Here is a 22,703-nt window from a genome sequence, read left to right as displayed (position 1 = left end):
TCCTTGGGGATGGGGAAGACCGTGGGGTTATTATCGACCATGGGGATGGCATGGCGGATGTTGTGGAAGACCTTGGTAAATTAAAAAAATATTGAATTAGGTGTCTCATAAGTTATCGTACTTTTGAGACACTTTTTTTGTATTTAATTAGAATGATCTGTGAAAATCAAAAAATATCCCACAAGGAAAATATGTACCTTGTGGGAAGTTTTATTTTAGAATTAATCTTATTAAAAATGGAATGAGAATAGAGGCAAATATCGCACTAAGCGTCATGGCAATTGAACTAATTGCTTGTTCAATTTTCCCATATTCTGCTGCTTTTGCTGTACCTACTCCGTGAGATGAGATTCCATACGAAGTCCCAATCGCTACTGGGTGCTCTATTTTAAGTTTTGCTAGAATTGCGGGACCAAACATTGATCCTGAAATACCGGCAATCATTACATATACAACTGTTAAAGACGGAATACCACCAATCATTGAAGTGATGCCCATTGCTAAAGGAGTTGTAACTGATTTTGCTGCTAAAGAAAGCAGGATGATTTTTTTTAATCCGAGCCATAGTGATAAGTATACACCTGAAAGTAGACCGACAATTGTTCCAGCCATTACACTAACTAATATCGACATACAATGTTTCTTTAATGTTGCGCGATGCTCGTATAATGGATAGGCAAAAGAAACAACAGCTGGACCTAAAAGTAAATTAATCCATTTTCCACCAAGCATATACGATTCATAAGTAATATGAAGATTTACAAGAATGATGATCATAACTGTAGTAGAGGTAACAATTGGAATCAATAGTGAGTATGTGAATTTAGCGTACATTTTTTTAGCAAGAATATAACATAAAATGGTTAAGAGGATAAATAGTAAACTTTTAAAGTCCTTCATTCGTATCCCTCCCAATTAATAAATCAGTTGTTTGTTTTTTATGGGCTCTCGAAGTAAGATACGAACTAATGCTTGCGGTAATTGTAAATACAACTGCTGTACTAATTAATACGATTATAATAGAAATTAAACCGTGAAAATTTAAAATAGAAGAATAATTCATTATTCCTACAGTAGCTGGAATAAACAAGAGCGTTAAGTGCTTACTTAAAAAATTACTCCCATTTCGAATCCATTTTTCCTTAAAGAATGGTATAAATAGTAAACAAAATAATAACAACATACCAATAATACTTCCTGGAATAATTAGATGAAATTGTTGCTGAATTAAATTTCCAATAAAAAATAATAAGTAAAGAAAGCTTATTTGAACAATCAATTTTACAAAATTCATTTTCAACATCCTTTGATTCTACTAACTAATAGACTATTAATCTTATTATTGTACAATAAATTATGGCGAAAATGTGAACTTTTTTCGTTATTATAAAAATGCATCTTTTTATAAAAAAGATTATAATAGTTTTATCATATAAATAGAGGAAGTTATATAAAATGAAATCATTTGTAGCGTTCGATTTTGAAACGGCAAATTACAATCGACATAGCATTTGTGCTGCCGGTTTTGTATTTGTTGAAGAAGGAGTAATTGTTGACCAAGTTTACTCTCTGATTAATCCTGAAGAAGAATTTTATTCGATGAATATTTCTGTGCACGGAATTAGGCCAAGAGATGTACAAGATGCACCTCTTTTCCCAGAATTTTATGAAACGATTAAAGATAAAATTGAGGGGAAAACATTAGTAGCACATAATCTAGCATTTGATGGTTATGCATTAAAAGATAATTTATCAAGATACGGTATACCTTCAGCTTTAAATAATTTACTATGTTCACTGCAGCTTGCTAAGAAGGTATTGCCAAAACAATCTCGTTATTCATTAGATACTTTATCAAGTCAATTCAGTATTTTATTAGAGCATCATCACCATGCATTAGCGGATGCAGAGGCTTGCGCGAAAATATTTCTTCATTTAACAAAGGAATATGAAATCTCATCATTTGATGAGTTATATGAGAAAACTTCGATTTACCATGGGCAAATTCATCAGTTTGATTATCGTTCATCATTAGTAAAACCGAAGCCTAAACGTAAATTGGAGAAAAAAGTATGAAATTAATATCTTGGAATGTAAACGGAATAAGAGCATGTGTACAAAAGGGATTTTTAGATTATTTTAATGAACAAAAAGCAGATCTATTTTGTATACAAGAAACGAAGTGCCAAGAAGATCAAATAACGTTGGAATTAGACGGTTATTATCAATTTTGGCATTCTGCAGTAAGGAAGGGTTATTCAGGTACTGCAATTTTTACGAAACATAAACCATTAAATGTAAGTTTTGGATTTAACGGTAAAGAAGAAGATCAAGAAGGAAGGGTATTAACCTTAGAATTCGAGAAATTTTATATGGTAAATGTGTATACGCCTAATTCTCAGCGAGATTTAGCTAGATTACCAATAAGATTAAAATGGGAAGATGATTTTAAAAACTATTTAAAAAAGCTCGATGAACATAAACCTGTCATCTTATGTGGGGATTTAAATGTCGCACATAATGAAATTGATTTAGCAAATCCAAAATCAAATCGTACGAATTCTGGCTTTACGGAAGAAGAACGTGGTAAAATGACAGCATTATTAGAAAGTGGCTTTACTGACAGCTTTCGATTTTTAAATCCAACTAAAGAAGGATCATATAGTTGGTGGTCTTATATGGCAAAAGTCAGAGAACGAAATATAGGATGGCGTATTGATTATTTTATTATTTCGAATAGGCTTCAAAATAAGCTAATAAATTCAGAAATTCACTCCCATATTATGGGGAGTGACCACTGTCCCGTTGTTTTAACGATGGAAGATTCGATCATTTAATATAGACAAAGTACAAAAATTTAATTTTCAGACTGTTGACAAACGCTCTAAGGTTTTAGAGCTTTCTTTTTTTATATAGGCATTTAGTAAGTCAACGAGAAGCAACTATGCGTAAACTAAAGGTAGGACAAAGTATAAAAATTGTTTATAAAACTACCTAAAAGTAGGAAAGGATGTGGATTCCTATGAGTATAAAATGGCTAGAATGGGCACAGAGAATCCAAGCAATTTCTCAAGCAGGATTGACCTTTACGAAAGATGCTTTTGATAAGGAAAGATATGAAGAACTTAGACATATAAGTGCTGATATTTTAAATCATTATTCAGAATTACAAATTGAGGAAATCGAAGGATTGTTTCGCAATGAACGGGGGTATCCCACACCAAAGCTTGATGTTAGAGGTGTCGTTTTTAAAAATGGAAAACTATTATTAGTAAAAGAAAAGCTAGAAAATAAGTGGTCTTTACCAGGTGGTTTTTGTGACGTTGGATTGTCAGCTTCAGAAAATGTAGTAAAAGAAATTTTTGAAGAATCAGGCTATAAAGTTGAAGTGAAGAAACTACTAGCAGTTTTAGACATGACAAAGCATGATCATCCACCTCATTCATATCACTATTACAAATTATTTATTCAGTGTGAAATTGTTGGTGGTAATCCCTCAATTGGAATAGAAACAAGTGATATTGATTTCTTTGATCAAGAGCATTTACCAGAGCTTTCACTTAATCGAAATACTGCTTCTCAATTAGAATTAATGTTCGAATATTATCAGAACCCTAATAAAGAAACTTGTTTTGATTAAAGATCATTTTAAAAAATAGATAAAATGTTAAATAAATCATTTTAGAGTTGCTTGCGCAGCTCGATTTTGTTTTAAGGGAAAATAATACATAATTAGATTTAAAAATTAAAATAGAAAGAACTAACAAAATCAACTCAAAAGGAGAAATGATTTGAAAACAAATTCTATGAACTATGTAAAATTCGAAAATGAATTAAAAAAAGAACGCATTTCTACTTGTCTTATTTATCAAAATGGAGAAATTAAATATAATTTTTATAAAAATTCAAAAAGCGGAACAAAACTATTCAAAATTAATTCCGTTACAAAAAGTGTTTTATCGATGTTAATCGGAATTGCAATTGATAATGGCTTTATAGAAAATGTTGATGTACCAATTTCTAAATTTTTTCCAATGATTGAAACGGAAAAACGAGACATTACAATCGAACATTTGCTCACTATGACACCAGGATATGATTGGCAAGAGTGGGGAGAATGGGGTGGGCGTCCATTCCCAATGATTAATAGTAAAGACTGGATTCAATATGTACTAGAAAAAGAAATGGTTAATAATCCAGGTGAAAAAATGATTTATGATTCTGGAGCATCACAAGTATTAAGTGCAATTATTCAGATGGTAACGAATGAAAAACTATCTACTTTTGCAAAACGAATGTTATTTGATCCGTTAGGCATAAACGAGTTTATTTGGCATGAAGATTCAAAAGGAATTAATATTGGTGGATTTGGCTTAAGTTTAACGACAGATGATTTACTAAAGATTGGGATATTAATGATGCAAAAAGGAAAATGGAATAATACACAAATTATTTCAAGTGAGTGGATTGAAAAATCAACAAAAGCGAAGTACCATACATATCCGCATGTTGGTTCATATGCCTATCATTGGTGGGTGCTAGAAAATATAGAGTTAAAGGATCATGATACAACGATTTATTTTGCCATGGGCTATGGAGGCCAATTCATCTTTATTTCACCAAAAAATCAATTCGTAGCTGTTTTTACAAGTGCAAAATATATCAATACTTCTACCCCATTAAAAATCATTCAAAAATACTATCCTTTACTATTAACAAATGAATAGGACTTAAAATGGAAGTAAAGTTGGATACATAAACCAAGGATTAATAATCCATGATATTGGCTACTCTTTTATATAATCTTTAAAATACCCTTTATCCAGTAATTCCAATTCCTACCTCTAAATTTTGTATGATTTTTTTATTTGAGAATAGGAATTTACTTAAAAAATGTCGAATTAAGTAATTAGAAAATATAATTACAACTTGATAATAGCTCCAAGAAGGGATGAAGATTGATGTTTTTAGTGACAGAAGACTTCAAAACGTTTATTAGGAAATATCCAATCACAACGATTATGGTTGGTTTATGTACTATCTTAGCGATTATTACGACATTTTTAGGTGGGTATACGATTGAAAATATCATCAATTTAGGTGGTTATGAACACGAATTAGTAAAACAAGGTGAAATATGGAGACTGTTTACTTATGCATTTATGCACGGAAGCTACGCTCATTTTTTTATGAATATGACCTTTATGATTATATTAGGTAGACCATTAGAAAGAGCGTTAGGTTCAGTTAAGTTTTTACTATTTTATTTAATATCGGTTATTCTTACAGGACTTATTATTAATTTTAACTATTCGCCAAATACAGTTGAGACAGGAGCATCCGGAGTAGGCTATGCTTTTTTAGGAATGTATTTATTTATTACCGTATTTAGAAAAAAGATGCTCTTTTCAGATGATCGAAAGTTTGTCATAACATTTTTAGGCATTGGATTACTATCTTCATTAATTATACCGTCAACAAGTTTAACTGGTCACTTGGCAGGTATGATCATCGGTTTTATGATTACTCCTCTTTTATTAAAAAAGGGTGCAAGGTTCCAAAACTCTGTTAATGTTTAGAGTACATATATGAGAATATGTTTTAACACTCACAACGATTAACGGAATGAAAGTGCTAAAATGTGATTTTCCAGGTACGGACTGGACATTTTATTATATTTTGATAACCTCAACTATGCTAAAAATCATTGGCATGAAGATTCTACCAATAATATTTATCACAATTCTTTTAGTCTGGATTACTTGGATAGCAGAAAAAAGAATGGATGCTGAAAGAAAATTGAAGGTATTAGTAAGTGATTTAGAAAGCAAAAAAACCGAGTTAGAAGATCTTTCTTTAAAGGATCCTTTAACTGGTGTCTTAAATCGAAGAGGGCTCCACGACTTAATCCTATCTGAATTAGAAAAAACAACTGAAACTAAATTAAACTGCTCATTTTTGATTTTTGATATCGATAATTTTAAAAAAATTAATGATCAATATGGTCATACAATGGGTGATTTTGTATTAAGTGAGAGTGCTAAGTTAATCAAAGAATTGATTCGTAATGATGATTATTTAGGACGATGGGGTGGAGAAGAGTTTCTAATCGTATTACCGAAAACACCTTTTCAACAATCGAAAGAAATAGCTGATAGACTAAGATGTGCGCTTGAGGAACATGAATTTCATTATGAAAGTCAAAACATACACGTAACAATGACGTTTGGACTATCGAAATTTAATCCGCAAAAAGGTGTAGTTGAGAGTATTAATCGCGCTGATAAGGCTATGTATGCAGGAAAACAAAACGGGAAAAATTGTGTTATTTGTTACGAAGATTTGAACGGTGAAACACCTTCTGGTTATAGAAGGTGTCAGTGTGTAGACAAAGTACAAAAAACTTGAGTTTCAGACTGATTGCAAGCGTTTGTCTTTCGAGGCGCGAAGCCTGNNCTGGTGAGGAGCGGAGTTACCTTAGACGGTAATGAGCACCGCAGACAGGCGAAGCAACGAAGAAAGCGAGCGTTTTCGGGCAGTCTGACACCTTCTAGTTTATAGAAGGTGTTTCTTTTGGTAGAGTGCTCATTTTTAATTTAAATATCATATAGATCTATAATTCTGTCTGCTGTTTGACGGTTTCTACATAATTTGTAGAGATCATTAAAAAATCGTTCAACTTCATTAGGAGTGCTCGGAATTGGTATCTCTACTTGAAGAGAACCGAATACTTGTTTGAAATAGGCTTTTCGTTCAGCGTTTTTACCGTCCCGTTTCAATGGATTATATTTCCAAACTAAAGAAAATTGTCCATCTTGCTCACGAATTTCTCTTATTTCTGCAGCTGTTGTAGATTTATTTTCAACATATATGACTAAATAAAAATTGTCATTACGATGCCAGTCGATTAATAGTAAATAATAGCTTTCTTCCTCGACTTTACTTAAATGAAAGGCTGAAACAATTGGTTTACCGTTTGTCCATTGTTGAAAATTTTGTAATGTATTGAAAGTTGTTGGTATTTCTTCAATATTAAATAAAGAATTATTTGAAACGATCCAATTTTTAATCTGATTTGAAATACTGATTGCAAATTCTTTTTTCATCTTCTACCTCAACAATTAATTAAGTCTTTTTCATTATCATATCATCAAAATCAGACTATTAAAATTCCTCCTTGTAATAATCTACCATCTATAAGTTAAAGTCCAATTACTCATATTATTAATGATGATTTAACTAAGGAGGATTTTATAATGGCAAGAGGTAAAAGCTTTAATCATAAGAAAAAAGGTCATGAACCAACTCATCCAAAAGGATCACTAGTCGCTCCTGAAGACCGTAAACATGAAGATCGAGAAGAAGATTATATTGTGACAGAAGAAGCATTTAAAAATCGTATTCAATAAAATTTGATTAAAATGGGACTCAGATTTTATAAATCTGAGTCTCATTTTTATTTTTGCCCTTATATTAACCTTTGTTGAAGTTAAACAAATGGATTAACTGATTTTTATTGACTGCTTGAAACAACAAAGGAATAGGTGGCCCACTTGTTCTATTTAAAACAAGCTGATAGATCATTGTGAAAAAAGATTTTTGATTTGCTTTCATTATTTTTTTATCGTCATGATAACAAATCGAGTATAATTCTTTCATTAATTCAGTTTGATTTTGGAGCTCTGTATTTAATAGATAGTCACATAAATTTTTCAACCAATATTGCTGTTCTTCAGTTAAAGAGTGATAAAATTCAAAAGCCTGTTTTTCATTTATTATGATATTTTTTTGTGGATTGTATTTTTTAATCCAATATTCAGCGAACTGACTAATTTTCTGTATTTCAATGGATGAGTAAGTTTCTCCATTATTAACAAATATGTCTTTTAAAAGATCTATATTGTAATTAACGAGAGGCAGAATGCTAGCTACATGATTAAACTTTGGATATTTTTTATCAATTTTGCCGTTATGTGCAAATTCGACCGATTGGCAAATATCTAAATCGAGTAAAGATTGATCAATATAATTTGATTGATACCGTTCAAATTCTGAATAGTTTTTAATCACGTCTTCATCTAGACCAATCTTAAATGCTGCTGTTGGTTTATATTTAGCAAACATAAAGAGAATCACTTCGGGTAAATAGATTTGCATTAACTCAGCTGGGGTTATTAAATTACCAGAGGAGCTCGACATTTTTTGATTTTGACCTTTTATGCCAATAAACTCATAAGGTGTATAATGAGGTGCATCATAGTCAAATATAGCTTTAGCAATTTCTTTTGAAACATTGTAACTCCCGGTTTCAGATGAATGATCTCTTCCACCAGGTTCGAAAACAACATCTTCTTTCATCCACCTCATTGCCCAATCAATTTTCCAGTTTAATTTAATATTGTTTGAAACTTCTACAGATAATTGATTTGAAAATCCACAACGGCATGTATAATCTAAAGTTTTGCTTTCCTTATTATATTGAGTTATTGAAGGATCATCTTTCTCACAATTTTCACAGTACAGAGTAATAGGGTAAAAATCATTACGTTCTTGTTCAGTTGGAACATTTGTTTTGAACTTCATTAAAATATCATAAATTTCTTTTCTTTTTTCAATAGTATATATTATGTCTTCATTGTATCTACCAGATTTGTATTCTTTACTTTGATAAATAAACTCAACCTCAATTCCTAGTTCAGTTAAGGAATTTTCAAATTCCTTTTCAAAGTGTTCAGCGAATGTTGAGTGACAACCAAATGGGTCAGGAATATTTGAATAAGCTTTCCCTATAAAACGATGATAAGTTGGATCAATATTATTTGGGACCTTTCTAAAACGATCAAAATCATCCCAAGAAAAGATAAATCTTGTTTTCTTACCTAAATTATTTAAAGCTTTCACAACAAAATAAGTTGTAATGATCTCACGAAAATTTCCAATATGAACCGATCCGGATGGACTTATGCCAGATGCACATACATAAGTTTCTTTATTTGGATATTTTTCAATTAATTCATTTGCGATTTTATATGCCCAATGCATGTTTTCACCTCAAAATTATTTTTATTTAACAATTGCAAATAAAAAAACTCCCACCCCCAAGATTTAATCATCTTGAGGACGAGAGTTTGTTAACTTCGTGGTACCACCCCAGTTTATTGATATGTTACCATACCAACCTTATTTAGGTACGGCACGAATGCTTATACCCTATCTCTATAACGGGAGAACCCGTCGTACCATCCCTAAAGTGAACTTTAGTTCCATACGAAGCTCCAAGTCTTTTTTCATAAAGTTCATTATTACTCCTTTTTCAGCACTCAGGAGCTCTCTGTAAATAATTTTAACTTTACTACTTTTCTCTTCATAGCTTTTAAATTTCGAAATATTAATTGTTATTATATTAATCAAAACAATATTAATTGTCAATTAAATTTAAAGTTGAATAAACTAGTTTAAATACTGTTTGAATGGAGGTGCCAAATTGAGGGATTTAGTTGATGATTTACCCCTAATCGGTGCGTATTTTTTATTATTAGGTACATCAACGGCTGCAGTTGGTATTTCAAGTACAAAAATCGTAAGTGAAAACTTTGGTAGAAGTTTATTCGCTAAAGGTAATGCGATCGAAGCTTTTGGCAACACCATTCAAGCAATTGGAAGAGAAAAATTATATGAGAGAGCAAAAAAAGAAAATGAAAATGAAATAGAAAAAGAATATGAATTAACAATGATGATTGGTGCTTGGATTCAAGCAGCCGGAAATGCTACAAATACATTTGCAACAAATTTAGAAATTGAAGGAATGGAAAAAGAAGGTTTTAGGTTAAACGCGCTAGGAGGTATTATACAATCAATTGGTGCTCAAATTGAAACAACCGGAGCATTGATCGAGGGGACGCAACTAGATAAAATTGAGGCTTATGGTAATCAATTAATCGGTTTAGGAGCTTTAATTGACAGTATTGCTAATGCGGCGTTACTACGTGATAAGATTATATTAGGTAAAGATTTATTACTTGTTGGTAGCTGGGTACAAGTGTTCGGATCCATATTAATTATTTATGCATTGCGTCAAAAAAGAAGTGAAGATGAAAAAAATCAATTAGAATATCGATATGGCTATTATCCAAATAAACAGTTCGAATGGTAAATTAATAATTTTTTGTGAAGAATATGAAAAAAAGAAGGTATATATTAGTTAATAGCAAATATTATTATTAAAATTATATTAAAACATTTTATTTTTCTGTAAAAGCATTTTGTGAGAGAATAGAATTTATGAGTTTAAATAGAATAAACCAATTTTTTGAAACAGAGGTATGATTAGATGAATTTAAAAATTATTACGGATAGTGCGGCTGATTTACCAAAAGAGATCATTGAACAATATAATATTGATGTCATTCCACTACGAGTTTATTCAGAAGATGAAAAAGAATATTTTGATGGTTTAACATTGGATTCAAAGACTTTATTTAATGAAATGCGTAATGGAAAAGTATTTAAAACGTCTCTTCCGTCTTATGAGTATATTTATAATACCTTCGTTAAATATGCAAAAGAAAATACACCATGTATCTATATTGCGTTTTCTTCTGAACTTTCAGGTACATATCAATCAGCAGTAATGGTAAAAAATGAATTTGACGAGGAATTTCCTGATTTTGATTTAGAGATATTTGATACAAAAAGTGCATCAATCGGACAAGGGTTAATTGCTGTTAATGCTGCAAAGCTTGCGATGGACGGAGCTACAAAAGAAGAGGTTGTTAATAATATTAAACATAGCATACAACATATAGAACATATCTTTACAGTGGATGACCTTCAATATTTGGTGCGTGGAGGTCGCTTGAGTAAGGTTGCTGGTTTTGTCGGCAATTTATTAAATATTAAACCGATCTTACACGTTGAAGATGGAAAGTTAATTCCACTTGAAAAAATTAGAGGTTCAAAAAAATTGATAAAAAGAATTCTTGAAATTATGGAATCTAGAGGGACAAATTTATCAACTCAATTAATTGGTATTTCTCACGGTGACGATCTAGAAAAAGCAATTGAAATTAAAAATGCGATGGCAGAGACATTTGGATGTAAGGAATTTGTCATTAATTCAATCGGTTCTGCTATAGGTGCTCATGCAGGGCCTGGTACTTTAGCGATATTTTTTATGAACGAGAATAAAAAATAAAATAACTAAAAGAGCTAATTTTGCAAAATGGTTAGCTCTTTTTATTTAAATTTTCTGATAATATTACCCGGATAATAATTCATACATAATTACTTCATAAAAGGCAAATAGTATTTATGTAATCTTCAACAACTATTATTATGAGGTGAAAAACGATGTCAATTTTAGATAACTGGGATCAATGGAAAGATTTTTTAGGTGATCGTTTAGATGCAACAGGTGAAAAAGGTGTTGGTGAAGGTGCTATTTCTGAAATGGCATATCGCTTAGGAAATTATTTAGCAAATGAAGTTGAACCAAAAAATGCAGAAGAACAAATTTTAAAAGACCTTTGGGAAGTTGCAGATGAACAAGAGCAACATACAATTGCTCACCTAATGATGAAGTATGTTAAAAATAAATAATTAAAATATTGTGATTAAAAAATAGCCCAGTGAATAGAATCATAAGGGCTATTTTTTATTTGTTTTATTATTAAAACTTTCTGTTTGAAGCAACAAAGTAGGTTTACAAAGAAACAATAAAACTAATTAAAAAATTAAACTTGAAAAGGACATATAATTAACATATACTGTACTTATTGTGAGTACTGTTTTCGGATTAAGGACAATAACTATTTACATTTTAATTGTTTTTTTGTATGATAGACTTTCTGTTCAAATTTCGCTTTTATCATAAAATGTTTTTTTGCACTAATAAATAGAATGGAAAATTTGAACGAATTTCAATACTGCTTGACAAAAATAGATAGAAGAAATGGGGATAATATATGAATAATCAGCAAAACTCGGCTGACACGCCGTTTAGTGTAAAAACGATTATTGGTCCAATGATGGCAGTAATCGTAGGTATGATCATGGTTATTTTAGATAGTACGGTAGTAAACGTAGCATTACCTGGAATTACCGAATATTTTAAATCTGATTTAACAAAAATGCAGTGGACGATTACAGGATATACATTGGCATTATCGGCTGTTATACCACTTGCAGGCTGGATGTCTGATCGTTTTGGAGCTAAGAAAATTTTCTTATTAACGATTTTGTTTTTTACAATCGGATCAGTTCTTTGTTCTGTAGCTCAAACACCTGAACAGTTAATTTTATTTCGAGTAATACAAGGTATTGGTGGAGGAATGGTTGCGCCAATCGGTATGGCAATTATCTTTAGATTAGCTCCTCCAGAAAAAATCGGTTCAATTATGGGGATGCTTGGAATTCCGATGTTACTTGCGCCTGCATTAGGTCCGGTTATCTCAGGATGGTTTGTTGAGTATTCTACTTGGCATTGGATTTTCCTAATTAATTTACCAATCGGTATTATTGCAATGATCATTGGTGCTAAATTCTTACCTAATTTTGAATCTAAATCAGTACCTGCTTTAGACGGATTAGGAATTATTATTGCTCCAATCGCTTTCTCAATGTTAGCTTACGGAGTTAGTCAAAGTTCAATAAGTTGGACTTCAAAAGGAACATTAACAGGTTTAATTGTTGGTGGTGTTGCTTTATTACTTTTTATCTTTGTTGAGCTTCGCCTAAAACAACCTTTACTTGAGTTACGTGTTTTTAAATCGTCTGATTTTGTTAGAAGTATTTTAATTACTTGGATTATGCAAATTGCTTTATTCGGTTCTTTCCTAATTGTTCCATTATTTTTACAAACAGTTAAACAATATGGGGCATTTGAAACGGGTTTAATTATGTTACCTCAAGCATTAGCATCTGCTTTAATGATGCCAATTGGTGGGAAAATGTATGATAAAGTTGGAGCTAGACCGATGGCGTTAGTTGGTTTAACAATTATCACATCTGCACTATTCATTTTCTCTAAAATTACAGTTGACTCTTCAAACACATTTATAATGTTAACACTTGCAATGATGGGTGCTGGAATGGGATTATCAATGATGCCGATTAATACACACGTATTACAATCTGCACCAAGACATTTAGTAAGTCGTGTAACGCCTTTAACTGCAGCTGCTCAGCAAGTAATGGTATCATTTGCAGTAGCAGGTATGGCTGGATTTTTAACTTCAAGTACAAAGGATTATATGGCAAAAACAACGAATCCATTAAATGCAATGATTTCAGCATTTGGTGATACATTCTTACTAGCAGCAGGTATTGCATTAGTAGGAGCGTTGTTAGCAATTATTTTACGTAAACCAAAAGTGCAAGATGCAGATGCGTCAAAAGCAGATCTTGACGAATCAAAATCATCAATGATGGTCGGACATTAAGAAATAAAAAAGAAGCCAAAATTTAAAATTGGCTTCTTTTTTTGTCATTTTTGATTATAATTTAAATAGTATCGGAAGAATTTTAATAATTTCTACAATTTTAAGAGAACTGTTATAAAACTAATTGAATTGTAATAAAAATGTCCTTATTATGTAAGGTTAGTTATGTATAATAAAGGCTCGAATATAGATTTACTTTACAATGGAGCTGATTTAATGATTAAAAGTATTTGCAAAACAACTTTGGCACTATCAATTTTAACTGGAGGTTTATTCTATGGAAATAGTACTCCGAGTTCAATTAAGACCGTGGAAGCTGCGACGATAAGCGGTACTGTAACTGCATCAGTTTTAAATATAAGAAGTGGTCCTAGTACTAGTTATAAAGTAATTGGGACACTTAAAAAGGGTGCGAAAGTTACGATTACAAGCACAAGTGGATCTTGGTATAAAATAAAAAGTGGAACAAAAACTGGATGGGTTTCAAGTAAATATATTAAAAAAGCTCCAACTACAGTTTCTGCCACGACCGTAAATAAAATGAAAACTTTAGGTACTTCAAAACAATTAATCATTGTGTCAGCAGAAAATGAAAGTACAAGAAATGTTTTAATTGAAACATTTGAAAAAAGCGGTACTAGCTGGAAAAAATTACATACATATTCAGGTGTGATCGGTAAAAACGGCATGATTAGTAGTAAGTATGAGGGTGATTATGAAACACCTGAAGGGAGATATACAATTACAACAGCATTCGGTCGATATTCAAATCCAGGTACAAAAATGACATACCGTAAAATTACTTCAAATGATGTATTTGTAGATGATTCAACTAGCAAATTATATAATACTTGGCAATTGGCATCAGAAAATAACGGTAGATGGAAAACTGCCGAAAAGATGAATATTTCTCAATATGATTATGGATTTGTAATAAACTATAATACTGCGAGAACCCCAGGAAAGGGTAGTGCAATCTTCTTTCACGTAGCTGGAACTTCGGGATATACTGCAGGCTGCACAGCTACATCTAAAACAAATGTAGTATCCATTTTAAAATGGTTGGATCCTGCAAAAAAACCACTAATTATTCAAACACCATTGAATAAATTAACTCAATATTAATATCATTTGAAACTGGTCAATGATTTGATCAGTTTTTTTATATTTCAAACTAAGTAACTTGTGGATTCATGATGATTAATTTCAGAGATGAACGTCTTATTTATCGTTCGAGTGAAGGTGAAGAAGGGGGGCTTATCAGAAAGGCTTTGTTAAGATTTTGAACTAAAAAAAGGCTGTCTAATAGACAACCTTTAGGAACTCTTATTACTTCTGTTTTAAAAGCTTTATTTTACGCTATTAACAAGTTGCCTCATGGAGTTTAACTGAGAAGATAGCTCATTAAACCAATCCTCATCTCCTGTTGAGAGGGCCAAGTCAATTAGAAAGTGAATCTGTTCTTTGTTTGTCACTTTCGAATCAGGTATTTTCTTTACGTTTCTATTTAGCATTTGAATAGACTTTCCAACAGTCGTATTATTATCTGAAGTTATGACATTTACCTTTACTACTTCATCAAGATTAGTAAATGATTCAACATAACCTATTACTAATTCTCCTTGCAATGATATACCTTTAACCCAGTCACCTATTTTTAAAATAGAATCATTATTTATGTTCATTTTATTCCACCTACTTATTTAGATTTATTAATTAAAAAACTTGTGATCATTACAGCCCTTAAAACAAACTGTAATTTTTTTTATTACATTTCGGATGAAAGAAGGCTTAACCTTCACTTTTTTAGCTGCTTACTTCTCACTTTTAATATGATCGACAATGTCCTTAATAGTGTATTGCTTTAAATAACCCCCAAGATGTTTTTCTGCACCTAAGAAAATATTAAAAAGAACATTTTGCATATTTGCCCCAACAACACACTTTTCATTTGATTCTGGGCACTTAGGTTGCAACGCCCCCTCAGAGGTGATCATATAAATGTCCCATAGATTTACTTCATTTAAATCTATGGCAAAAATAAATCCACCACCAGTGCCTTCCTTCGATTTTATAAATCCATGCTTTTTTAACAAACTAAGCACTTTACGAATACGAACTGGATGGACACAGGCACTCCCTGATATTGCATCACTTGTAGACATCCGATCCGGCTGCAGCGCAAGATAAGTTAAACTATGAATGGCAAGAGTGAAATCACTATTCATGGTCTGCCTCCTAAAATCGTTAATTTCTTTATATATTTCGTGATTATATTTAGTCCTGCAATAAAATGTGTTAGAAAACGGACCTTTAATTATTAAAAAAAGTTATTAATTAGCTACTTTTTGTGAATTAATGTATGAGAATGTTCTTAGCTTACGAGGAAGAAAACTACGAATTTCTTCTTCATTATAACCAACCTGTAATCTTTTTTCGTCAAGGATTATTGGTAGGCGCAACATTTTTGGATTATTTATGATTAATTTATATAATTCATTAAGTGGGAGATAATCAATATTTATATTTAATTCCTGAAACGTTTTTGATTTTTTCGATATAATTTCTTCAGTACCAGCTTCTGTCATGCGAAGAATAGATTTAATCTCCTCAAGTGTAAGAGATTCATTCATAATATTTTTTACACTATAATCAATCTCATGTTCCTCTAACCAAGCTTTTGCTTTACGACAAGATGTACAACTTGATGTTACATATAGATTCACCATTCTTTTACACACTCCTAATATTTAAAATGTAATAAAAAAAATTACAGTTGGGATAAAAAACTAATCAGTATATATTATCTAATAAAACAAATTGTTTGGCTTACTTACTCAATTTAAATGAGTATACTGTAATTTTATTATTTACAGTTAAAAGTGTCAACTATATTTTTAAAATTTAAATGATGGATTGTGTTTTATACTGAAACGAAATACAAAAATGAAATATACAATGAATTAAAAAAAGTAAAGTGTAAAAAGTTAGTTTATTTTGAAATTTCTAAGTATAATAGAATGTACAATTAAAATAGAACGAGAATTTTTAGAGGTGGAATATGAGCAAACTAGAATTTTTTAAAATAGAGACTAGTCGATTAAAACTTAGAAGGTTTAAAGATGAAGATGTTAGCAACTTTTATAAATATCGTTCAAATCCCGATGTTGCGATTTATCAAGGCTGGGAAAATTATACATATGAACAAGCGACTGATTTTATCGAAAAGCAAAAGTCAGCTGAAATGAATATTCCTGATTCATGGGTTCAAGTTGCGATTGAAAATAAAATGGATGGTCAACTAATAGGGGATATTGGAGTACACACTTTATCAATTCCTAAAAATCAAATTGAAATCGGCTTTACATTAGAGCCAATGTACCAGAATAAGGGTTATGCCTTTGAAGCATTACAAGGGATTCTTGATTATTTATTTAATGAATTAAATAAAGAAAAAATAAACGCAATCGCTGATGAGCAAAATTCATCCTCAATTAAATTATTAAGAAAGTTAGGATTTCAACAGATAAAAATAATAGAAAATTCATATTTTAAAGGCCAATATGTAAATGAAATTATGTTTGGACTATCGAAAAATGATTGGAATAAAAAGTAGGAGCTGGGAATGAAATGAACTTCTTTAAAGGAGCATTGTATTTATCATTGGCCGCAAGTATTTGGGGTATGACTTATGTTGTCAGTAAAGTAGTATTAGATCGTATTTCCCCATGGTTATTACTAGAAATGAGATTTCTTTTAGCATTATTAACATTAGGAGTAATCAGTCTTTTCCAAAAAAGCTGGAAAATTAATAAAAAAGATTTGGTTCCTCTCGCAGTTATTGCTTTAGTCGGGTATACTGGTTCAATTGGTTTCCAGTTTGTTGGTACTAAGCTTTCAGGCGCAGCAATGGGCTCATTAATTACTTCAGCTTCACCTGCATTAATATCATTATTTGCATTTTTTATTTTAAAAGAAAAAATTAATAGTCGTAAGATCGTATCGTTAATTTTAGCAACAATTGGCGTAATCGTTGTAATAGGATTACCAAAAGGTGGATCAAATTTAGGTGCATATTTTGGAAATCTCATACTAGTAGGAGCAGCAATTACTTGGGCATTATATACAGTTCTAAGTAAAGTTCAGACTAGTAAATATTCATCATTAACCGTAACAACTTGGGCGACTGTATTTGGCGTAATTTTCACATTACCATTTACAATTATTGAACAAAGTAAACACATTACTCACTTACCATCTAATGCTTGGATTTGGATGGGTGTCATATTTTTGGGTACAATCTCAACAGCTGGTGCCTTTTATCTTTGGAACAAAGGATTTGAATTTATTGATACTTCCACAGGGTCATTATTTTTCTTTTTACAACCATTGATTGGTACGATATTTGGCTATTTTTTATTAAATGAAGAAATTAGTCCTTCTTTTTTCATAGGAAGTATTCTAATAGTAGTAGCAGTGTATTTATCGATTAAAGAACCTAAGCAGAAAACGACACTTCAATATAACTCGAAAAAAGCATGACACATTTTAAAGTAGTTGGTATACTCAACTGCTTTTTTTATTGGCTAATTTACTTAAATATACGTATCTTAAGATTAGATGAAATGAATTTTTTGAATACAGACTTTTATATTTATTTAAATTGACAAATGTAGTTAAGATAAATAATATAAATCTTGTACGATACATCGTATAAGATGTATATTACTTAGAAGTATTTTGTTGGAGGGATTAAATGGTAGAACGACCAGAATTTATTCGTGAATCAATCGATTTTTTACAGCGTTTTTTAATGAAAAGCCTTCAAAAGCATTCGGAGGAACATGGCGTTACAATTCCACAAGCAAGAGTTATTGGCGAAGTGTATGCTCATAAAACAATGAGCATTAAACAACTTTCTAAAAATCTAAAAATGACGCAAAGTACTGTTTCAGATATCGTTGAGCGTCTGACTACAAAAGGCCTTTTATTGAAAACACCAAATCCAAAAGATAAACGTTTCGTGGAGATTTCTTTACCTGAAAATATTGCAGATGAAATACACGGTAGCATTACTGAAATTGCAAATAAGTCATTAAATAGTGCATTAAGTCTTCTAGACCATGATGAACAAGAGATTGTAGAGGAAGGAATGAAATTATTAGTTACAGCTGTTAAGAAAAAGATGGAGACAGATGGAATGGATAATTATGAATTCTTTGACGTATTGTACTTTCTTGATGAGGAAAAAGGAAAAAAAGAGAAATAAAATAATGAAGGAGGGGACCGAGTGAACAAAATCATAAAGGGTCGTTGGATCATTTTTTCAATTTGGTTAATTGCTACAGTATTGTTAACAGTTCTTCAGCCTGATATAAATGCTATTCTGCGGAATAAGGGGCAGGAAGGAGCGAATAGTGATTCACCTTCTGTTATGGCAGATCATATCCTCAAAAAAATGGATACTGTAAAAGGAACGAATAATCTGATTGTTTTTTATGATAAAAATAAAATTTCGAATGACGAAATGGAAAAAATAGGCGATGCTGTTAAAGGAATACGTGATAGTAGTAAAGATCTAAGAATTTCGGAAATCATTGATCCTTTTAGTATTCCAAATGCAAAAAGTTCATTAGTCTCAAAAGATGGCACCACACTAATGGTGAGCTATAAGCTAGATAAGAACGGAAGAGAAATAGATGATATTAAAAAACAAATAGATAATAAATTAAGTAAGGTACCAGTTGAATATTATCTAAGTGGTGAAGATTTTATCAATAATGATTACTTAAAAGCTTCGCAAGCAGGAGTTGAAAAAAGTGCTGCTTTGACAGTTATTTTTATTTTAGTCGTACTTGTTATTGCGTTTAGGTCGATCGTTACACCATTTGTATCATTGATTGCGGTTGCATTTTCTTATCTATGTTCAATGGGAATAGCTGCTCAATTAATCGATAAAGCTGGATTTCCGATTACAAGTCTTACTCAAATGCTACTAATTCTTATTCTTTTTGGGATTGGTACTGATTACAACATACTCCTTTTTAATCGTTTCAAAGAGGAACTTTCACTTGGACATTCAGTTGATGAATCAATTGTAAACACATATAAAACGGCTGGTAAAACAATTGCCTATAGTATTTTAACTGTGTTCATTGCGTTCCTAGCACTTGTATTCGCAGAGTCTCCAATTTATAAATCAGGTGTAGTAGTTGTAATAGGTGTATGCATATTATTACTAGAAATTTTAACGTTAACACCATTTATTATGAAGGTATTAGGAAAAAAACTTTTCTGGCCATCTAAAAATGTTGGTGGACACAAGGAAAATAAATTTTTTGGTAATTCTTCTGCTTTTGCCATAAAGAAACCGATTATCACAATTGTCGTAATACTATTGATTTTAACTCCGATGGTCTATTCCCATCAAGAAAAGCTAAACTTTGATACAATTGGAGAACTGGGTAATAAATATCCTTCATCAAAAGGATTTAATATCGTTTCGGATCATTTTGGTAAAGGTCAGGCAATGCCTGCAACAGTCGTTATTGAAAACAACCAGGCGCTTGATAATAATCAATCACTTGCAGTAATTGATAATGTTACTGAAAGACTAAAGAAGATAAAGGGTGTTAAGCAAGTATCTTCAGTAACACAACCTGAAAGTAAACAAATTGATAGTTTTTATGTTGATAGCCAAATGGGTACAGTGACTGATGGTATTTCAAAAACAAAAGATGGAGTTAACGAAATACATGACGGATTAAGTTTGGCCGAAGATAAACTAGGATCAGCAGATTTTTCAAAGGTTAACCAAATGGTAGATGGAACAACGCAACTACAAAATGGTGTAACAGCATTAAGTGGTGGGTTAAAACAAATTCAAGCAGGAATTGGTAATGGTTCTAGTAATTCTCAAACGATCTCTAGTGGTATAGCAACGATTGAAACGAATCTAAGAAAAATGAGTAGTGGTGTATCATTATTAGCAAAAAATTATGAGAAAATGCAATCGGGTTATAAAGAATTAGGAACTCATTACCAAGAATCAGCACAAGCATTACTTGGTCTAAAAGGCGCAATTTCTCAAATGCAATCAATGGTGACAGCACTAGGAAGTAGTTATGCAAATTCAAAAGATGATGTAAATTACCAAACAATAAAGCAAACAATTGATCAAACAGTTGCTTCATTAAATCAAATTACTCCAGAAGGAATCAAAGCATTAAATGATAATTATAATGCTGTAACTTCAGGTTTTGCTACTGCAAATAGTAATCTTTCTAGTATGAGTAATGGCTTAACTCAAATGGCTGATGGCTTGAAAAAGCTTGAAAGTGGCTTAAGCGATGCATCATCTGGAATCGGAAAAATTGTCACAAATATGAATAAAGTATCAGATGGACTTGATCAAATGAAATCAGGTCAGCAACAGCTAGTAACCGGCATCAATGGATTTAGTACTTTCGGGGAAAAACTATCAGATGTAAACGGTGGGTTAGAGAAAATATCTGACGGATTAGGAAAGACAAATGATTTCTTAACACAGTATAATTCTAATAAAACGTTCTTTATTCCAAAAGAAGCATTGGCAGACGAGAACTTTAAAAAATCAATAGACATGTTTATGTCAAAAGATAGAAAGATAACAAAGCTAACAATTGTTATGGAGAATGATCCATACTCAAAAGAATCTTTAAAAACGATCAATAAAATAAATTCAGCTGTTAAAAATGGACTTAAAGGCACAGAACTTTCAAATGCAAAGTCAGGTGTTTCAGGTCCAAGTGCTACAACAAATGATATGAACAATATTTTGAGTAGTGACCTAAATAAAACAACAACCATCGTTATAATTGGGGTTTTACTTGTGTTATTCCTAGTGATAAAATCATTCTGGACACCAGTATTTATCACTGCATCACTTTTAGGAGCATACTACTGCGCTATGTTTATGATTAATTATATTTTCATAGATTTGCTGGGATACGAAGGAATATCTTCTTTTGTTCCGTTCTTCTCTTTCATAATTATCGTAGCTTTAGGCGTGGATTATAGTATCTTCCTAATGATGAGATTTAAGGAATATACTCATTTGGCACCGAAAGAGGCAATCGTATTAGCATCTAAGCATACTGGTGGAGTAATTATTTCAGCAGTAATCATACTTGGAGGTACATTTGCTACACTTATGCCATCTGGAATCCTTTTATTGTTTGAATTAGCAATTGCGGTAATAACTGGTCTAGTCGTCCTCTGCTTTATATTATTACCGATCTTCTTACCAGCAATGATTGCATTGCCAGAAGCATTGGCTAATTTATTTTCAAGAAACAAGGAAGCTAATGTTAATACAGAAAAACATGTAATTTAAAAGAATAATAGATTTAGTTAAAAATGCCGACTTGCTATCCAAATAATAGTAGGTTCGGCTTTTTTTTAGACTGTTTTTTGTATTCATTGTTTCACTTTTGGAAAAAAATGTATAATAGATAAATAGAATCTGTTCTAAGGAGCTTTTACATGTATGCCATCTTAAGAGACATTACGAAATTATTTATAAAAAAACAAGAAAAACTACTTTACTCTTTAAAAGGTAAACTAAATCCTGATTCTTCAAGCCCACTTGAATCTACCTATGAAGCCATTTATAAATCATGTTTTAAAGATGGTTTAGGTTGTAAGGTTGTGTAATTAATGTGGAAACAAATTAGTAGAAAATTTTCCTTACCTTTTTTAATCATTTTTTCTATCCTAATTGGCTTGTCAGGTTGGTATGAAATTTATCAACATTTTTTTAGTGAACGGGGGGGGGTTCGACTAAACTGGCATGTTGATATTGAACAACCTACGTATTCAAAAATAATCTTAGATGAAACAGTTCCTTTGAGTGTTGATGGACCAGTATATACCCAATATACATACAATAAAAAAACAATCAAAAAACTAAAAAAGAAAAAGTATTGGACTAAAGTATCAAACAATAATATTAAAAATCTCAATCAACGAGTAACTGAATATAATAATTCAATTTTGAAATATTCAGTACATTCAATGAAAAGTAGACAAAACCTATTGAAATATCCTGTTGTTATTAACGATAATTGTTATTACTACGTAAAACGCGATCAAGAAAAACAAGATCAATATGCAATTTTTATCCTAAATCCAAGTGAGAAAAAACTTTACTTACTTGAATATTATTTTTAATTGAATTATTAAGATGAAACGATAAAACCGATCAAATCGAGAATTCTGAATGAA

The 22,703-nt window shown here is 31.3% G+C and carries 25 protein-coding genes and 1 other annotated feature; of the genes, 18 read left to right on the top strand and 7 right to left on the bottom strand.

What is annotated here, in order from left to right; translation table 11 throughout:
- Positions 1 to 210: 210 nt before the first annotated feature.
- Complete coding sequence (locus tag COJ46_RS23785) at positions 211 to 900, bottom strand: LrgB family protein (RefSeq protein ID WP_097978608.1); 690 nt, start codon at positions 898 to 900, stop codon at positions 211 to 213.
- The gene (locus COJ46_RS23780) at positions 887 to 1,294 is read right to left on the bottom strand and encodes a CidA/LrgA family protein (protein ID WP_176522655.1); all 408 of its coding nucleotides are present in this window, start codon (positions 1,292 to 1,294) and stop codon (positions 887 to 889) included. Before COJ46_RS23780 ends, COJ46_RS23785 begins: the two co-directional genes overlap by 14 nt.
- Positions 1,295 to 1,455: 161 nt before the next feature.
- Here COJ46_RS23780 and COJ46_RS23775 point away from each other — a divergent pair, with 161 nt between their 5' ends.
- The 6 genes from COJ46_RS23775 to COJ46_RS23750 all read left to right on the top strand — a co-directional run bounded on the left by COJ46_RS23775 (position 1,456) and on the right by COJ46_RS23750 (position 6,408).
- Positions 1,456 to 2,076 (top strand): 3'-5' exonuclease, encoded by a 621-nt coding sequence (locus COJ46_RS23775; RefSeq protein WP_097978610.1) that lies wholly within the window; start codon positions 1,456 to 1,458, stop codon positions 2,074 to 2,076.
- Positions 2,073 to 2,837: an exodeoxyribonuclease III gene (locus COJ46_RS23770; RefSeq protein ID WP_097978611.1), complete on the top strand. Its 765-nt coding sequence runs from the start codon at positions 2,073 to 2,075 to the stop codon at positions 2,835 to 2,837. The genes COJ46_RS23775 and COJ46_RS23770 overlap by 4 nt, the downstream gene beginning before the upstream one ends.
- Before the next feature lie 185 nt (positions 2,838 to 3,022).
- Positions 3,023 to 3,640: an NUDIX hydrolase gene (locus COJ46_RS23765; RefSeq protein WP_097978612.1), complete on the top strand. Its 618-nt coding sequence runs from the start codon at positions 3,023 to 3,025 to the stop codon at positions 3,638 to 3,640.
- 151 nt (positions 3,641 to 3,791) lie between these two features.
- Entirely contained in the window at positions 3,792 to 4,727 is a 936-nt protein-coding gene (locus COJ46_RS23760) for a serine hydrolase domain-containing protein (protein ID WP_097978613.1), read from the top strand.
- 234 nt (positions 4,728 to 4,961) lie between these two features.
- The gene (locus tag COJ46_RS23755) at positions 4,962 to 5,579 is read left to right on the top strand and encodes a rhomboid family intramembrane serine protease (RefSeq protein ID WP_097978614.1); all 618 of its coding nucleotides are present in this window, start codon (positions 4,962 to 4,964) and stop codon (positions 5,577 to 5,579) included.
- Between the two features lie 202 nt (positions 5,580 to 5,781).
- Positions 5,782 to 6,408: a GGDEF domain-containing protein gene (locus COJ46_RS23750; protein WP_176522656.1), complete on the top strand. Its 627-nt coding sequence runs from the start codon at positions 5,782 to 5,784 to the stop codon at positions 6,406 to 6,408.
- A gap of 188 nt (positions 6,409 to 6,596) precedes the next feature.
- On the opposite strand, the gene COJ46_RS23745 is transcribed toward COJ46_RS23750, so the two are convergent.
- The gene (locus COJ46_RS23745) at positions 6,597 to 7,106 is read right to left on the bottom strand and encodes a hypothetical protein (RefSeq protein ID WP_097978616.1); all 510 of its coding nucleotides are present in this window, start codon (positions 7,104 to 7,106) and stop codon (positions 6,597 to 6,599) included.
- A 150-nt stretch (positions 7,107 to 7,256) separates the two neighbouring features.
- On the opposite strand from COJ46_RS23745, the gene COJ46_RS24740 reads away from it, so the two are divergent.
- Positions 7,257 to 7,409, top strand: coding sequence for a hypothetical protein (locus tag COJ46_RS24740; protein WP_165347078.1), 153 nt, complete (start codon positions 7,257 to 7,259; stop codon positions 7,407 to 7,409).
- Between the two features lie 64 nt (positions 7,410 to 7,473).
- Here COJ46_RS24740 and lysS read toward each other — a convergent pair whose 3' ends face one another.
- Positions 7,474 to 9,042 carry a lysine--tRNA ligase gene (gene lysS / locus COJ46_RS23740; RefSeq protein ID WP_097978617.1) on the bottom strand — a complete coding sequence of 523 codons (1,569 nt, stop codon included), beginning with the start codon at positions 9,040 to 9,042 and terminating at the stop codon, positions 7,474 to 7,476.
- A gap of 71 nt (positions 9,043 to 9,113) precedes the next feature.
- Positions 9,114 to 9,377 (bottom strand) — a binding site (T-box leader).
- A 107-nt stretch (positions 9,378 to 9,484) separates the two neighbouring features.
- On the opposite strand from lysS, the gene COJ46_RS23735 reads away from it, so the two are divergent.
- The 5 genes from COJ46_RS23735 (at position 9,485) to COJ46_RS23715 (ending at position 14,564) form a co-directional block, all read left to right on the top strand.
- Positions 9,485 to 10,153: a DUF6944 family repetitive protein gene (locus COJ46_RS23735; RefSeq protein WP_097978618.1), complete on the top strand. Its 669-nt coding sequence runs from the start codon at positions 9,485 to 9,487 to the stop codon at positions 10,151 to 10,153.
- A gap of 177 nt (positions 10,154 to 10,330) precedes the next feature.
- Positions 10,331 to 11,194, top strand: coding sequence for a DegV family protein (locus COJ46_RS23730; RefSeq protein WP_098566404.1), 864 nt, complete (start codon positions 10,331 to 10,333; stop codon positions 11,192 to 11,194).
- 155 nt (positions 11,195 to 11,349) lie between these two features.
- Complete coding sequence (locus COJ46_RS23725) at positions 11,350 to 11,598, top strand: DUF3243 domain-containing protein (protein WP_056466188.1); 249 nt, start codon at positions 11,350 to 11,352, stop codon at positions 11,596 to 11,598.
- A gap of 365 nt (positions 11,599 to 11,963) precedes the next feature.
- A complete protein-coding gene (locus COJ46_RS23720) occupies positions 11,964 to 13,439 on the top strand; it encodes an MDR family MFS transporter (protein WP_097978620.1) in 1,476 nt (491 codons plus the stop codon).
- A 216-nt stretch (positions 13,440 to 13,655) separates the two neighbouring features.
- The gene (locus tag COJ46_RS23715) at positions 13,656 to 14,564 is read left to right on the top strand and encodes an SH3 domain-containing protein (protein WP_176522657.1); all 909 of its coding nucleotides are present in this window, start codon (positions 13,656 to 13,658) and stop codon (positions 14,562 to 14,564) included.
- 224 nt (positions 14,565 to 14,788) lie between these two features.
- Here COJ46_RS23715 and COJ46_RS23710 read toward each other — a convergent pair whose 3' ends face one another.
- From COJ46_RS23710 to spxA, 3 genes are all read right to left on the bottom strand, one after another.
- Positions 14,789 to 15,124, bottom strand: a complete 336-nt coding sequence (locus COJ46_RS23710; RefSeq protein ID WP_097978622.1) for an IDEAL domain-containing protein — start codon at positions 15,122 to 15,124, stop codon at positions 14,789 to 14,791.
- A gap of 129 nt (positions 15,125 to 15,253) precedes the next feature.
- Positions 15,254 to 15,667: an RrF2 family transcriptional regulator gene (locus COJ46_RS23705; RefSeq protein ID WP_097978623.1), complete on the bottom strand. Its 414-nt coding sequence runs from the start codon at positions 15,665 to 15,667 to the stop codon at positions 15,254 to 15,256.
- A 105-nt stretch (positions 15,668 to 15,772) separates the two neighbouring features.
- Positions 15,773 to 16,168 carry a transcriptional regulator SpxA gene (spxA, locus tag COJ46_RS23700; protein ID WP_097978624.1) on the bottom strand — a complete coding sequence of 132 codons (396 nt, stop codon included), beginning with the start codon at positions 16,166 to 16,168 and terminating at the stop codon, positions 15,773 to 15,775.
- Between the two features lie 332 nt (positions 16,169 to 16,500).
- Here spxA and COJ46_RS23695 point away from each other — a divergent pair, with 332 nt between their 5' ends.
- The 6 genes from COJ46_RS23695 to COJ46_RS23675 all read left to right on the top strand — a co-directional run bounded on the left by COJ46_RS23695 (position 16,501) and on the right by COJ46_RS23675 (position 22,649).
- Complete coding sequence (locus COJ46_RS23695; protein WP_097978625.1) at positions 16,501 to 17,055, top strand: GNAT family N-acetyltransferase; 555 nt, start codon at positions 16,501 to 16,503, stop codon at positions 17,053 to 17,055.
- 14 nt (positions 17,056 to 17,069) lie between these two features.
- Positions 17,070 to 17,981: a DMT family transporter gene (locus COJ46_RS23690; protein ID WP_097978626.1), complete on the top strand. Its 912-nt coding sequence runs from the start codon at positions 17,070 to 17,072 to the stop codon at positions 17,979 to 17,981.
- A 214-nt stretch (positions 17,982 to 18,195) separates the two neighbouring features.
- Positions 18,196 to 18,708 carry a MarR family winged helix-turn-helix transcriptional regulator gene (locus tag COJ46_RS23685; RefSeq protein WP_097978627.1) on the top strand — a complete coding sequence of 171 codons (513 nt, stop codon included), beginning with the start codon at positions 18,196 to 18,198 and terminating at the stop codon, positions 18,706 to 18,708.
- A gap of 21 nt (positions 18,709 to 18,729) precedes the next feature.
- Positions 18,730 to 21,813 carry an MMPL family transporter gene (locus tag COJ46_RS23680; protein ID WP_098566403.1) on the top strand — a complete coding sequence of 1,028 codons (3,084 nt, stop codon included), beginning with the start codon at positions 18,730 to 18,732 and terminating at the stop codon, positions 21,811 to 21,813.
- 149 nt (positions 21,814 to 21,962) lie between these two features.
- A complete protein-coding gene (locus COJ46_RS24735; RefSeq protein ID WP_176522658.1) occupies positions 21,963 to 22,133 on the top strand; it encodes a hypothetical protein in 171 nt (56 codons plus the stop codon).
- 3 nt (positions 22,134 to 22,136) lie between these two features.
- Entirely contained in the window at positions 22,137 to 22,649 is a 513-nt protein-coding gene (locus COJ46_RS23675) for a hypothetical protein (protein WP_097978629.1), read from the top strand.
- The last annotated feature ends 54 nt before the right edge of the window (positions 22,650 to 22,703 follow it).

The sequence above is a fragment of the Bacillus sp. AFS077874 genome (assembly GCF_002566505.1).
GTDB lineage: Bacteria > Bacillota > Bacilli > Bacillales > Bacillaceae_G > Gottfriedia.
The sequence above is the reverse complement of the archived record's forward strand: the minus strand, read 5'-3'. Positions and strand labels throughout refer to the sequence as shown.